Here is a 12,865-nt window from a genome sequence, read left to right as displayed (position 1 = left end):
GTCTCCTCGGCGGCCGGCCGAACGGAGGTCGGTGTGTAAGTGGGTGCGGAGGTCAGTAGCGGACGATCGAGGTGGGCCCGTCGTCCGTCCCGATGGCGATGTGCGGGCTGCGCGCCGGATCGGCCCAGGTCAAGATGCGTCGCATCGCGTCCTGGGACACGGAGACACAACCGGCCGTCGAACCACTCCCGTTGACGTGCAGGAAGATCCCCGCGCCGCGCCCCCGCACCGGCCGCTCGTAGTTGAAGCCGACGACGAGCGCGTACGCGTACTGCGTCCTGTACGTGATCAGGTGCTCGGACTCGGCGGCACGGCAGTCGGCGGGGCGTGGCTCGGTCCAGCGGTTGTAGGAGCGGGAGGCGTTGTCCTCGCACCACCAGGAGTCCTGCTTCACCGGCCGGTACTTCGACCTCGTCCCCTCGGGTGCCGGCTCGATGCCGAAGGCGTACGGCAGGTCGTACAGGCCGGTGGGGGTGGTGTTCGTGCCCTGCTCGCGGGAGCCGCCCTCGACGAGCCCCTTGGCGCCGAAGCGCGCGGGCACGGAACCGGCCTTCACCCAGCGACCGTCCCGCCGGTTCCACCAGGTGACCGTGCCGGTCGTCGAGGAGGTCCGGGAGGCCTGCGCGGTGATGAGCTGGCTGCCGCCGCCCGTGTCCGCCATCCGCTCGGGCAGCGGCGGCCGGCCGACGGTGTCACCGGCCGCACCGGGGGCACTTGGGGCCAGCACGAAGAGGGACACGGACGCGAGAAGGGCGGCTCCTGGGCGCATGCGTCAGACGCTACTGGGAGGCAGGGGCAGCGGCAGCCCGGGTAGGCCATCCAGGCTGGTCTCCACGTGCTCCTTCTTCTCGAAGTACGCGCTCAGCGAGGCGTCGTCCTCGCGCGCGAAGCGCTTGGCGTGCAGATCGCGGTCCTCGTCGTACGACATGTTGGGCACCGCGTAGCCGCAGGTGTCCCGGACGAGTTCGGCCGTCACCACGATGACCGCGCGCAGGCCGTGCGGCGTCGGGTCGATGCCCGGGAAGTGCGTGAGGAGTTCCTTGAAGCGCGGGTCGTCGCGGAAGACCGGCTCGCCCCGGCCGTGTACGCGGACGATGTTCGGCGGGCCCTGGAAGGCGCACCACATCAGGGTGATCCGGCCGTTCTCCCGGAGGTGGGCGATCGTCTCGGCGTTGCTGCCCGCGAAGTCCAGGTAGGCGACGGTGAGTTCGTCGAGAACCGCGAACGAACCGGTGAGGCCCTTGGGCGAGAGGTTGACCGTGCCGTCGCCCGACAGGGGCGCGGTCGCGGTGAAGAAGAGGGGCTGCGCCTCGATGAACGTACGCAGGCGGCCGTCTATGCGCTCATAAGTCTTTCCCATGTCTAACGATTATGGGCGCAACTCCTTCGGCTGTCTAAGGAATTGCGCCCATCCGCGTGTGGTGTGTGGGGGGGGGTGCCTGGCCTCCGGGTGGTGCCCGGAGATCCCCGGGGCCCGCGGGCCTTGCGGCCTACGGGTCCCGGGGTCGCCCCGGTCGGCGTGCGGGGCGCCCGTGGGGGGACGTCGGTGATTCGGCGGTCGCTTGTTGCCGTTGGTTACTTGTTGAGCGTGCAGGCGGCGAGGGAGTCGAGGCCCGTGGGCTTGGCGGCGGTGCGGCCGATCGCGGTGGCGATGCGGTTGATGGTCGCGACGCGCTTGTCCTTGAGGGGGCCGATGATGGCGTTCTGGGCGAAGTTGGCGCCGCCCTGGCCGACGGTGTCGACGAGGCGCTTGTTGGCCTCGGCGATCTGGGTGTCGAGCAGAGCCAGGTTGCGGTCGACCTCGGCCTTGGCTGAGGCGGGGATCGCGGGGAGGCTCGGCGCGACGGCGGGGCAGCTGACCGTGCCGGCCGCGTTCGTGTTGCCGGTGTTCCCCGTATTCCCGGTGTTCCCCGTGTTTCCGGTGTTGCCGCCCGCCTGCTGGGTGGGGGACGCGCTCGGCGACGCCGCGGCACCGCCCCCGGCGGCTCCGCCCGCGTTGAGCGTGCAGGCGGCGAGGGAGTCGAGGCCCGTGGGCTTGGCGGCGGTGCGGCCGATGGCGGTGGCGATGCGGTTGATGGTCGCGACGCGCTTGTCCTTGAGGGGGCCGATGATCGCGTTCTGCGCGAAGTTGGCGCCGCCCTGGCCGACGGTGTCGACGAGGCGCTTGTTGGCCTCGGCGATCTGGGTGTCGAGCAGAGCCAGGTTGCGGTCGACCTCGGCCTTCGCGGAGGCGGGGATCGCGGGCAGGCTCGGCGCGACGGCGGGGCAGCTGACCGTGCCGGGGGACGCCTTTGTTCTGGCGGCCTGGCTGTTGCTCTTGGACGTTTCCCCGGCCAAGGCCGATCCTGCGATGACCGCTCCGGACAACGCCACCGCGGCCACGCCGCCGATGATGGCCACACGGCGCTTGTTGTACTTCGGGAGAGCCCTGGACATGCGAGTGCCTCACTTGGGTCAGGAGTGGGTTTACAAACGCGGCGCCGGCGTTCGGGATGGAGTACGGGAAAGCGGTTTCCCGCGTTCAAGCGACGCCGAAATTACTTTCCAGCGCACCCCGAGACCGACCGAGATTGACGAATCATGCAGAGCACTGCATACTCATGCATGTCAGTGAATGCATTGTGAGGAGAAGCCCGTGACCGAGCGCGTCGTACTCGCCTACTCAGGCGGTCTGGACACCTCCGTCGCCATCGGCTGGATCGCCGAGGAGACGGGCGCCGAGGTCATCGCCGTCGCGGTCGACGTCGGCCAGGGCGGCGAGGACCTGGACGTCATCCGCAAGCGCGCCCTCGCGTGCGGCGCCGTCGAGGCCGAGGTCGCGGACGCGAAGGACGAGTTCGCCGAGGAGTACTGCCTCCCGGCGATCAAGGCCAACGCCCTCTACATGGACCGCTATCCGCTGGTCTCCGCCCTCTCCCGGCCGACGATCGTCAAGCACCTCGTCGCCGCCGCCCACAAGCACGGCGCGGGCATCGTCGCCCACGGCTGCACCGGCAAGGGCAACGACCAGGTGCGGTTCGAGGCCGGCATCCAGGCCCTCGGCCCCGACCTCAAGTGCATCGCCCCGGTCCGCGACTACGCGATGACCAGGGACAAGGCGATCGCCTTCTGCGAGGAGAAGGGCCTGCCGATCGCCACCACCAAGAAGTCGCCGTACTCCATCGACCAGAACGTCTTCGGACGCGCCGTCGAGACGGGCTTCCTGGAGGACATCTGGAACGCCCCGATCGAGGACGTCTACGAGTACACGCAGAACCCTGCGCTCCCGCGTGAGCCCGACGAGGTGGTCGTCACCTTCAAGGCGGGCGTCCCGGTCGCGATCGACGGCAGGCCCGTCAGCGTCCTCCAGGCCATCCAGCAGCTCAACGCCCGCGCGGGCGCCCAGGGCATCGGCCGGATCGACATGGTCGAGGACCGGCTCGTGGGCATCAAGTCCCGCGAGGTGTACGAGGCTCCCGGCGCGATCGCGCTGATCACGGCCCACCAGGAGCTGGAGAACGTCACCGTCGAGCGTGAACTCGCCCGCTACAAGCGGCAGGTCGAGCAGCGCTGGGGCGAGCTGGTCTACGACGGCCTGTGGTTCTCCCCGCTCAAGCGCGCCCTGGACGGCTTCATCAACGAGGCCAACCAGCATGTCTCCGGCGACATCCGGATGACCCTGCACGGGGGCCGTGCCGTCGTCACCGGCCGGAAGTCCGAGGAGTCGCTGTACGACTTCAACCTCGCGACCTATGACTCGGGCGATACGTTCGACCAGTCGAAGGCGCAGGGGTTCATCGACATCTTCGCGCTGTCTTCGAAGATCGCGGCGAAGAGGGATTTGGCGTAGGGGGAGCTGCGGTCGGTGCGTAGTCTGCGGGTTGTCGTGGGCTTGTCGCGCAGTTCCCCGCGCCCCTGAAGGGGGCGCGGCCCGCAGCAGCCTGACGCCGCTCCGCTGGAAGAGCGGGGCGGCGGTCGTACATCAACAGTCTTGAGGAGCACAGCAAGTGAGCAGCAACAGCGGTGATGTACGGCTCTGGGGTGGGCGGTTCGCCGACGGGCCCGCCGAGGCTCTGGCCAAGCTGTCCGCGTCCGTCCACTTCGACTGGCGGCTGGCGCCGTACGACATCGCCGGATCCCGTGCCCACGCGCGCGTGCTGCACAAGGCGAACCTCCTCACCGACGACGAGCTGGAGCGCATGCTCGCGGGGCTCGACCGGCTGGAGGGCGTCGTCGCGGACGGCTCCTTCGTCGGCACCGTCGCCGACGAGGACGTCCACACCGCCCTGGAGCGCGGTCTCCTGGAGCAGCTCGGCCCGGACCTCGGCGGCAAGCTGCGCGCCGGCCGTTCGCGCAACGACCAGGTCGCCACGCTCTTCCGGATGTACCTGCGCGACCACGCCCGGATCATCGGCGGGCTGATCGCCGACCTCCAGGACGCGCTGATCGGGCTCGCCGAGGCGCACCCGGACGTCGCGATGCCCGGCCGTACGCATCTGCAGCACGCCCAGCCCGTACTGTTCGCCCACCATGTGCTGGCCCACGCCCAGTCCCTGTCCCGGGACGCCGAGCGTCTGCGGCAGTGGGACGAGCGGACGGCCGTGTCGCCGTACGGCTCGGGCGCCCTGGCCGGTTCCTCCCTCGGCCTCGACCCGGAGTCGGTCGCCAAGGACCTCGGCTTCGAGCACGGCAGCGTCGGTAACTCCATCGACGGGACGGCCTCGCGCGACTTCGTCGCCGAGTTCGCCTTCATCACCGCGATGATCGGGGTGAACCTCTCCCGGATCGCCGAGGAGGTCATCATCTGGAACACGAAGGAGTTCTCCTTCGTCACCCTCCACGACGCCTTCTCCACGGGCTCGTCGATCATGCCGCAGAAGAAGAACCCGGACATCGCGGAGCTGGCGCGCGGCAAGAGCGGCCGTCTGATCGGCAACCTCACCGGTCTGATGGCGACGCTCAAGGCCCTGCCCCTCGCGTACAACCGTGACCTCCAGGAGGACAAGGAGCCGGTCTTCGACTCCTGCGACCAGCTGGAGGTCCTGCTGCCCGCCTTCACCGGCATGATGGCGACCCTCACCGTCCACCGCGAGCGCATGGAGGAGCTGGCCCCGGCCGGGTTCTCGCTCGCCACCGACATCGCCGAGTGGCTGGTCAAGCAGGGCGTGCCGTTCCGTGTCGCACACGAGGTCGCGGGGGAGTGCGTGAAGGCCGCGGAGGCCGACGGCATCGAGCTCGACGGCCTCACCGACGAGCAGTTCGCGAAGATCTCCGCCCACCTCACGCCCGAGGTCCGGTCCGTCCTGAACGTCCCGGGCGCCCTGGCCTCCCGCAACGGCCGGGGCGGCACGGCCCCGAGCGCGGTCGCGATCCAGCTGACAGAGGTGAAGGCGAACGTGGCGGCCCAGCACGAGTGGGCCACGGCGAAGGACAAGCGGTAGGGGATACACGCCCTCTTTTAGGGGCGCGGGGCCATGACATTTGCGGCTCCGCCGCGGGGCGCGAGCAACCACGACGTGCCCGCACCCGCCAGGGCACCGCAAGCACCGGGCTCTCAGGCACCCCGCCCTCACCAAAGGTCATCGCGGGTTACGTTGGTCGGACAGCCGTACTGGAGCCGACCAAACGGAGCCCGCGATGCCCTTCGCCCGACTGGCCACAGCAACGACCCCCACCTGCCACATCGGACTGGGCCTCGCCGCAGTCGGCCGCCCCGGCTACATCAACCTGGGCCGGGACCACGATCTCGGCGAGGACCGCAGCGTCGAGACGCTCCGCACCCGCACACACGAACTCCTCGACGCCGCCTACGCCCAGGGCGTGCGCTACTTCGACGCCGCCCGCTCGTACGGCCGCTCGGAGGAGTTCCTCGCCGGCTGGCTGAACACGCGGTCCGACATCGGGGACGTCGTCGTCGGCAGCAAGTGGGGCTACACCTATACGGCCGACTGGCGCACCGACGCCGAGGCGCACGAGGTCAAGGACCACAGCCTCGCCACGTACGAGAGGCAGCGTGCCGAGAGCGCCGAACTGCTCGGTGACCGGCTCGACCTCTACCAGATCCACTCGGTGACCCCGGACAGCCCGGCCCTCACCGACAAGGAACTGCACGCCAGGCTGGCCGAAGCGGCGGCGCAGGGTCTGACCGTCGGCTTCTCCACCAGCGGCCCGGCCCAGGCCGACGCGATTCGCACCGCGCTCGCCGTGACGGTCGACGGCGAGCCGCTGTTCCGCACCGTCCAGTCCACCTACAACGTCCTGGAGACCTCCGCGGGCCCCGCGCTGGCCGAGGCGCACGACGCCGGGCTCACGGTGATCGTCAAGGAGGGCATGGCCAACGGCCGGCTCGCCGACCCGCACGCGCCGGACGCCGTACGCGCCATCGCCGAAGAGGCCGGCCTCGGCTCCGACGCGGTCGCCCTGGCGCTGGTCCTGCGGCAGCCCTGGGCAGGCGTCGTCCTCTCCGGAGCGGCCACGGCCCTCCAGCTCTCCTCGAACCTGCACGCCGCCGTGGTCGACCTCGACGACGAGCAGCAGTCCCGGCTCGACGCGCTGACCGAGGAGCCGTTGGCGTACTGGGAGCGGCGCGGGCAGCTGCCCTGGCACTGAGCCTTCACAGGCAGACCCGCTGGGCCTACACAGGCGGACCTACGGTGGACCCACTGGTGGTGAGCGTCGCACGCTTCGGGTGAGACATTGATGTCTCATATGGTTTATGGTTGTCTCATGGCCATCGACCGTGACCACGTGCTGCGCAGCGCAGCCGCCCTGCTCACCCGGAAATCCACCGCCACCATGGACGAGGTCGCCAAGGCGGCCGGGATCAGCCGGGCCACGCTGCACCGCCAGTTCGCCGGGCGCGACGCCCTCGTGCGCGCGCTGGAGGATCTCGGCATCCGCGAGTGCGAGGCGGCGCTGGACGCGGCACGGCTCGACGAGGACACCGCCCGGGAGGCCGTACGCCGCCTGGTGGCGGAGATCGAGAGCGCCGCCGGGCTGCTCGCCTTCCTCTACTCCGAGAACCAGCTGTTCGAGGGCGAGGAGAGGCACGAGGGCTGGGCCCGGCTCGACGCGCGGATCGCCGCGGTGTTCCGGCGCGGCCAGGAGAGCGGCGAGTTCCGCATCGACCTCACCCCGGCCTGGCTCACCGAGGCCCTCTACGGGCTCATCGCCTCCGGGGCGTGGGCCGTGGCCGAGGGTCGGGTGGCCGCCAACGACTTCCACCACATGATCGTCGAGCTGCTGCTCGGTGGCGCACTACGGAGAGAGGAATCATGACCAGCACGGTGCGGCCGGCGTTCGCGGCGGAGACGGAGAAGCGTCCGGGCCGCTGGCTCGCGCTCGCCGTCCTCGTCCTCGCCGTGCTGCTGGTGGCCGTCGACGCGACCGTCCTCGGTCTCGCGACCCCCTACATCAGCGAGGACCTCAAGCCCTCCGGTACGCAGCTGTTGTGGATCGGGGACGTCTACTCGTTCGTCATCGCGGGCCTGCTCGTCTCGATGGGCAGCCTCGGTGACCGCATCGGGCGCAAGAAGCTGCTGCTCGTCGGCTCGGTCGCGTTCGGTCTCATCTCCGTGCTCAACGCCTATGCGAGCACACCCGAGTTGATGATCGTGGCGCGCGCACTGCTCGGTGTCGCGGGCGCGACCCTGATGCCCGCCACCCTCGCGCTCATCCGCAACCTCTTCCACGACCCGCGCGAACGCAGCCTCGCCATCGGCATCTGGGGCGCCACCGCCTCGGCCGGCACGGCGGTCGGCCCGGTCGTCGGCGGATTCCTCCTCGAACACTTCTGGTGGGGCTCCGTCTTCCTGATCAACCTCCCCGTGATGGCGGTCCTCGTCCTCGTCGGCGTGAAGCTGCTCCCCGAGTCCCGCAACCCCGAGCCCGGCCCCTGGGACCTGATGAGCGTCGTGCTGTCGCTCGTCGGCATGGTCGGCATCGTGTACGGGATCAAGGAGGCCGCCTCGCACGGCCCGAACGCCACGGCGGGCGCCGCGGCCCTGCTCGGCGCGGTCGCGCTCTACGGCTTCGTTCGCCGCCAACTCACGCTGCCCGTCCCGCTGTTGGACATGCGGCTGTTCCGCAACCGCGGCTTCTCCGGGGCCGTGCTCGCCGACCTGCTGACCATCCTCGGCCTGTCCGGCCTGGTCTTCTTCCTCTCGCAGTACCTCCAACTCGTGCAGGGCAGGGGCCCGTTGGAGGCGGGCCTTTCCGAACTGCCCGCCGCACTGGGCGCGGTGGCGGCCGGTCTGGTCGCGGGTACGGTCGCGCGCCGGTACTCGGTGCGTGCCGTCACCGCCGGCGGACTCGCCGCGATCGGGCTCGCCCTGGGCGCGCTGACCCTGCTCGACGAGTCGACCGGGTATCCGCTCCTCGGTGGGGCCCTGCTGGTGGTCGGCGTGGGCGCGGGCTTCGCCTTCACCGTGACCGCCGACGTGATCCTCTCCAGCGTCCCCAAGGAACAGGCGGGCGCCGCGTCCGCGGTCTCCGAGACGGCGTACGAACTCGGCGCGGCCCTCGGCATCGCCCTGCTCGGCTCGATCGTCACGGGCGTCTACGCCGGGTTCACGGCCCCGCCGGGCACACCGCCCGAGGTGGCCGCCGCGGCCCACGAGTCCCTCGGCGGTGCGGTGGAGGCGTCGACGGTTCTGCCCGACGCCGAGCCCCTCCTCACCGCTGCCCGCACGGCGTTCGTCGACGGCATCGCCCTGGCGGCGGGCCTGGGCGCGGCGGTACTGCTGGCGGCATCGGTGGCGGCCTGGGTACTGCTGCGGGGCCAGAAACTGGGGACCGGGGAGTAGGGGGCCGCGCCCCTTCAGGGGCGCGGGGCGTATCGATGTGCGGCTCCGCCGCGTGGGCGCGACAAGCCACAACGCACCTGCAGCCAACAAACACCCCTCGCCCCCAAACCCGCAGGCAGCGCCCCCCTTTAAGCCCGTTTTCGCCCTCACCTGATGGTCTTGGCTCCGTACCGGACGTCGTCCCACACGGCCGAAGGAGCCACCGACCATGACCCGTCGTATCCGTAACCGAAAGACCCTCGTCGTCGCCGTGCTGGCCACCGCGGCCCTGGCGGCCGGCGGCGTCGCACTCGCCGCAGACGGCGACGAGGCCCCCCGCGAAACGGTCCGCTTCGTCGTCGAGGAACACGCGGCAGAGGAGGGCGTGACCGAGGAGGGAGCGGCCGACAACGGAACCCGCACCTGGACCCGCGAGGACTGCCCCGACAAGGACGGCACCAGCGGTACCCCCTCCGCGGATCCGAGCAACCCCGCGGCAGCACTGTGACCACCGCCGACCCACGAGGTGACGCCGCCGACGGGAAGCTCCTCGAAGAGGCGCTCTTCGAGGTCAAGCGGGTGATCGTGGGCCAGGACCGCATGGTGGAACGGATGTTCACCGCGGTCCTGGCCCGGGGCCACTGCCTGCTCCAGGGCGTCCCGGGCGTCGCCAAGACCCTCGCCGCGAAGACCCTCGCGCAGGTGGCCGGCGGACGCTTCGCCCGGCTGCAGTTCACCCCCGACCTCGTCCCGTCCGACATCACCGGCACCCGGATCTACCGCCCGTCCCAGGAGACGTTCAGCGTCGAACCCGGCCCCGTCGTCGCCAACTTCGTCCTCGCCGACGAGATCAACCGAGCCCCCGCCAAGGTGCAGTCCGCTCTCCTCGAAGTGATGGGCGAGCACCAGGTCTCCATCGGCGGCACCACCATCCCCGTCCCCCAGCCGTTCCTCGTACTCGCCACCCAGAACCCCATCGAGTCCGAGGGCGTCTACCAACTCCCCGAAGCCCAGCGCGACCGCTTCCTGCTCAAGGTGGAAGTCGCCGTCCCCAGCGAGTCCGAGGAACTCGCGATCCTCTACCGCATGAGCGTCGACCCGCCCAGGGCACGCCCCGTCCTCACCCCCGACCGGCTCATCGCGCTCCAGCGCACCGCCGACGAGGTGTTCGTGCACCACGCGGTCGCCGAGTACGCCGTACGGCTGGTCGTCTCGACCCGTGAACTCGCGGGCCCCGGCAGCCGGTTGGCGCACGGTGCCGGCCCGCGCGCCACGCTGGGCCTGGTCGCCGCCGCCCGCGCGCTCGCCCTGCTGCGCGGCCGGGGTTACGTCCTCCCCGAGGACGTGCACGACCTGGCCCACGAGGTCGTGGCCCACCGGCTCGTGCTGTCCTTCGACGCGCTCGCCGACGGCATCACCGGCGCCGAGATCGTCGACGAGGTACTGGCCGCCGTGGAGCAGCCGCGCATCACCCCGCGCCAGGCCGCCACCCGCCCCGAGGGACGAACCGAGGCGCGAACAGAAGGACGCGCGGAGGGCGGCATCACCGCGGGGGGAACGGAGGGCGAAGCGGCATGAGCGGCACCCCGACCCTCAGCGAACTCACCCCCGAACAGGCCCTGAAGCACCTGGAGTTGCTCTTCACCCGCCGCCCCGACGGCCTCCTCCAGGGCGACCACCCCGGCCTCGTACCGGGACCGGGCACCGAGGTGTCCGAGACCCGGCCGTACGTCATCGGCGACGACGTACGCCGGATGGACTGGAACGCCACCGCACGCACCACCGTCCCGCACGTCCGGCTCACCCTCGCCGACCGCGAACTGACCACCTGGATCGTGCTCGACGCGTCCGCGAGCATGGACTTCGGCACGGCACGGATGGAGAAGCGCGACCTGGCCGTCGGCGCGGCGGCGGCCGTCGCCTTCCTCACCGAACGGGCCGGGAACCGGCTCGGCGCGCAGATCACCGGACCGGCCGGCATCCAGCGGATCCCGCCCCGCACCGGGCGCCACCACCTCCTCACGATCCTGCGGGCCGCCCTGGACCGGCCCCGGGTGGCGGCCGGCGTGTCCGCGGACGCCCCGCACTCCCTGGCCGACGCCCTGCGCTCACTGCGCACACTCCCCGGCAGCGGCCTGGTCGCCGTCGTCTCCGACTTCCTGGAGACCGGCTGGGAGCGACCCCTTAGAACGATCGCCCACCGCCACCAGATCCTCGCCGTCGAGACCGTCGACCCCCGCGAACTGGAGCTGCCCTCCGTGGGGTTGCTCAACGTCGTCGATCCCGAGACCGGTATCAGACGCGAAATCCCCACCCACTCAAGGCGATTGCGCGAGCGCTACGCCGAAGCGGCCCTGGAACAGCGGGCGTTGATCAAGGCGTCCATCCGCCGGGCGGGCGCGGCCCACCTCCGGCTGCGTACGGACCGCGACTGGGTGCGCGACGTCGTACGCCATGTCGAGGAGCAGCGGCGCCGGTCGGGAGGCGGTGCCGCGTGAACACGTCCGTCGCTCCCATCCCCGTACCCGCCGCGTCCGTACCTCCGCATCCGCTGGAGGGGGTCATGAGTCCGCTGGAGGTGCCGTGAGTCTCCACTCGCCCGGCTGGCTGCTGCTCCTGGTGCCGCTCGCCCTGCTGATCGGCGCCTATCTGCTCGTGCAGCGCAGGCGCGGCCGGTACGCGGTCCGGTTCACCAACCTGGAACTGCTGGACAAGGTCGCGCCCCGGCGGCCCGGCTGGCGCCGTCACGTTCCGGCGGCTGCCTTCTGCGGCACGCTCGCGCTGCTCGTCGTGGGCTTCGCCCGGCCGACCACGGAGGTGCAGGTGCCGCGTGAGCGCGCCACGATCGTGGTGGCGTTCGACGTGTCGGCGTCCATGGAGGCCACCGACGTCGAGCCGACCCGCTTCGAGGCCGCCCAGCGTGCCGCGCTCGCCTTCGTCGACCGGCTGCCCGAGCGCTTCAACGCGGGACTCGTACCGTTCAGCGGCTCCGCCACGGTCGCGGTCCCGCCGACCACCGACCGCGGCGCACTGAGTTCGGCCATCGAACGGCTCACCACCGGCGAGGGCACGGCGATCGGCGAGGCCGTCGTGGCCGCCCGTGACGCCGTCCGCATGCTCGACCGGGAGGCCGAGACCAGCCCGCCGCCCGCGCACATCGTGCTGCTGTCCGACGGTTCCAACACCACCGGCCGGTCCGTCGAGTCGGCGGCCCAGGAGGCGGCCGGCGACAAAATCCCGGTCTCGACCATCGCGTACGGCACGGAAAGCGGGACCATTGACCTGCCGTCCGGCGACACGGTGAGCGTCCCGGTCGACGGTCCCGCCCTGCGGGGCCTCGCCTCCAGCACCGGCGGCGACTTCCACGAGGCCGCGACGGGCGAAGAACTCCAGGAGGTGTACGAGGACATCGGCAGCTCGGTGGGGCACCGCACCGAGCAACGAGAGATCTGGCAGTGGTTCGTCGCGGCCGGTCTCCTCACGGCCCTCGCCACCGCGGCCACCTCACTCCTCTGGTTCTCCCGACTCCCCTGATCCACAACCTCACCGGATCCCGGCACCATGCTCAAGGCGCCCGTCATCCGTCATCCGGCTTCCGGCACCACCGGGTTCCGCGCCCCGGCCCCTCGGGTCCAGGGTTCCGCGACCAAGGAGGAACGACCGTGTCGTACGACCGATTCCAGGGCCACCCGGGCCCACCGCGTCACCCGGGACCACCGCGCGACGCGGTCCTCCCCGGCCAGCCCGTTCATCCCGACCGGCCGGGCCTTCCGGACCAGCCCGTTCTTCCTGACCTGCCTGACCGGCCGGGCCTTCCGGGCGGCACGGGCCTCCCCGGCCGCGCGGGGCCTCCGGCGCACCCCAGTCCGACCCGCCCGCTGGGCCCGTCACGCCCCACCGGGCCACCCCGTCCGCCGGGCCCCCTGGGCCCCAACGGCCCCAGGGCGGACGGCCATCGGGCCGAGGCGGATCCCGGCGACCCGTACCGCAGCGGGCAGCCCCACACGCCCTACCCGGGCCTCGGCGAGCCGCGCGGCCCTTCCTTCCTGCCCGGTCGGCCTCCCACGGGATTCGCCCCGGCCGCACCGCCGGAGACGACGTAC

At 71.4% G+C, this 12,865-nt stretch carries 12 protein-coding genes; 9 read left to right on the top strand and 3 right to left on the bottom strand.

The features are described 5' to 3' along the window. Nucleotides 1-52 precede the first annotated feature (52 nt). The 3 genes from AOK17_RS19955 to AOK17_RS19945 all read right to left on the bottom strand — a co-directional run bounded on the left by AOK17_RS19955 (nucleotide 53) and on the right by AOK17_RS19945 (nucleotide 2,436). Nucleotides 53-769 carry a L,D-transpeptidase family protein gene (locus AOK17_RS19955; RefSeq protein ID WP_055613868.1) on the bottom strand — a complete coding sequence of 239 codons (717 nt, stop codon included), beginning with the start codon at nucleotides 767-769 and terminating at the stop codon, nucleotides 53-55. Between the two features lie 3 nt (nucleotides 770-772). Beyond that, entirely contained in the window at nucleotides 773-1,360 is a 588-nt protein-coding gene (locus AOK17_RS19950) for a pyridoxamine 5'-phosphate oxidase family protein (protein WP_055613867.1), read from the bottom strand. Between the two features lie 215 nt (nucleotides 1,361-1,575). Continuing rightward, nucleotides 1,576-2,436: a hypothetical protein gene (locus tag AOK17_RS19945; RefSeq protein ID WP_055613866.1), complete on the bottom strand. Its 861-nt coding sequence runs from the start codon at nucleotides 2,434-2,436 to the stop codon at nucleotides 1,576-1,578. 199 nt (nucleotides 2,437-2,635) lie between these two features. On the opposite strand from AOK17_RS19945, the gene AOK17_RS19940 reads away from it, so the two are divergent. The 9 genes from AOK17_RS19940 to AOK17_RS19900 all read left to right on the top strand — a co-directional run bounded on the left by AOK17_RS19940 (nucleotide 2,636) and on the right by AOK17_RS19900 (nucleotide 12,296). Next, a complete protein-coding gene (locus AOK17_RS19940) occupies nucleotides 2,636-3,829 on the top strand; it encodes an argininosuccinate synthase (protein WP_055613865.1) in 1,194 nt (397 codons plus the stop codon). A 157-nt stretch (nucleotides 3,830-3,986) separates the two neighbouring features. Next, nucleotides 3,987-5,420: an argininosuccinate lyase gene (gene argH / locus AOK17_RS19935; RefSeq protein ID WP_055613864.1), complete on the top strand. Its 1,434-nt coding sequence runs from the start codon at nucleotides 3,987-3,989 to the stop codon at nucleotides 5,418-5,420. Between the two features lie 196 nt (nucleotides 5,421-5,616). Further along, nucleotides 5,617-6,588, top strand: coding sequence for an aldo/keto reductase (locus AOK17_RS19930; RefSeq protein ID WP_055613863.1), 972 nt, complete (start codon nucleotides 5,617-5,619; stop codon nucleotides 6,586-6,588). A gap of 117 nt (nucleotides 6,589-6,705) precedes the next feature. Beyond that, the gene (locus AOK17_RS19925) at nucleotides 6,706-7,257 is read left to right on the top strand and encodes a TetR/AcrR family transcriptional regulator (protein WP_055613862.1); all 552 of its coding nucleotides are present in this window, start codon (nucleotides 6,706-6,708) and stop codon (nucleotides 7,255-7,257) included. Continuing rightward, nucleotides 7,254-8,783, top strand: a complete 1,530-nt coding sequence (locus AOK17_RS19920; RefSeq protein WP_055613861.1) for an MFS transporter — start codon at nucleotides 7,254-7,256, stop codon at nucleotides 8,781-8,783. The genes AOK17_RS19925 and AOK17_RS19920 overlap by 4 nt, the downstream gene beginning before the upstream one ends. A gap of 208 nt (nucleotides 8,784-8,991) precedes the next feature. Then, nucleotides 8,992-9,270, top strand: coding sequence for a hypothetical protein (locus tag AOK17_RS19915; RefSeq protein WP_055613860.1), 279 nt, complete (start codon nucleotides 8,992-8,994; stop codon nucleotides 9,268-9,270). Further along, a complete protein-coding gene (locus AOK17_RS19910; RefSeq protein WP_245697245.1) occupies nucleotides 9,267-10,340 on the top strand; it encodes an AAA family ATPase in 1,074 nt (357 codons plus the stop codon). Before AOK17_RS19915 ends, AOK17_RS19910 begins: the two co-directional genes overlap by 4 nt. Then, nucleotides 10,337-11,260, top strand: a complete 924-nt coding sequence (locus AOK17_RS19905; RefSeq protein WP_055613859.1) for a DUF58 domain-containing protein — start codon at nucleotides 10,337-10,339, stop codon at nucleotides 11,258-11,260. The genes AOK17_RS19910 and AOK17_RS19905 overlap by 4 nt, the downstream gene beginning before the upstream one ends. 85 nt (nucleotides 11,261-11,345) lie before the next feature. Beyond that, the gene (locus tag AOK17_RS19900) at nucleotides 11,346-12,296 is read left to right on the top strand and encodes a VWA domain-containing protein (RefSeq protein WP_055613858.1); all 951 of its coding nucleotides are present in this window, start codon (nucleotides 11,346-11,348) and stop codon (nucleotides 12,294-12,296) included. Nucleotides 12,297-12,865: the final 569 nt, after the last annotated feature.

It is taken from the genome of Streptomyces phaeochromogenes, assembly GCF_001418655.1.
GTDB classification, from domain to species: Bacteria; Actinomycetota; Actinomycetes; order Streptomycetales; family Streptomycetaceae; genus Streptomyces; species Streptomyces phaeochromogenes.
Note: the sequence above shows the minus strand (reverse complement) of the source record. Positions and strands in the feature narration are given on the sequence as shown.

Coding starts and splice junctions, on each gene's coding strand:
- AOK17_RS19905 (WP_055613859.1), top strand. CDS start 10,337: ATGAGCGGCACCCCGACCCTCAGCGAACTCACCCCCGAACAGGCCCTG.
- AOK17_RS19920 (WP_055613861.1), top strand. CDS start 7,254: ATGACCAGCACGGTGCGGCCGGCGTTCGCGGCGGAGACGGAGAAGCGT.
- AOK17_RS19950 (WP_055613867.1), bottom strand. CDS start 1,360: ATGGGAAAGACTTATGAGCGCATAGACGGCCGCCTGCGTACGTTCATC.
- AOK17_RS19925 (WP_055613862.1), top strand. CDS start 6,706: ATGGCCATCGACCGTGACCACGTGCTGCGCAGCGCAGCCGCCCTGCTC.
- AOK17_RS19915 (WP_055613860.1), top strand. CDS start 8,992: ATGACCCGTCGTATCCGTAACCGAAAGACCCTCGTCGTCGCCGTGCTG.
- AOK17_RS19955 (WP_055613868.1), bottom strand. CDS start 769: ATGCGCCCAGGAGCCGCCCTTCTCGCGTCCGTGTCCCTCTTCGTGCTG.
- AOK17_RS19945 (WP_055613866.1), bottom strand. CDS start 2,436: ATGTCCAGGGCTCTCCCGAAGTACAACAAGCGCCGTGTGGCCATCATC.
- AOK17_RS19930 (WP_055613863.1), top strand. CDS start 5,617: ATGCCCTTCGCCCGACTGGCCACAGCAACGACCCCCACCTGCCACATC.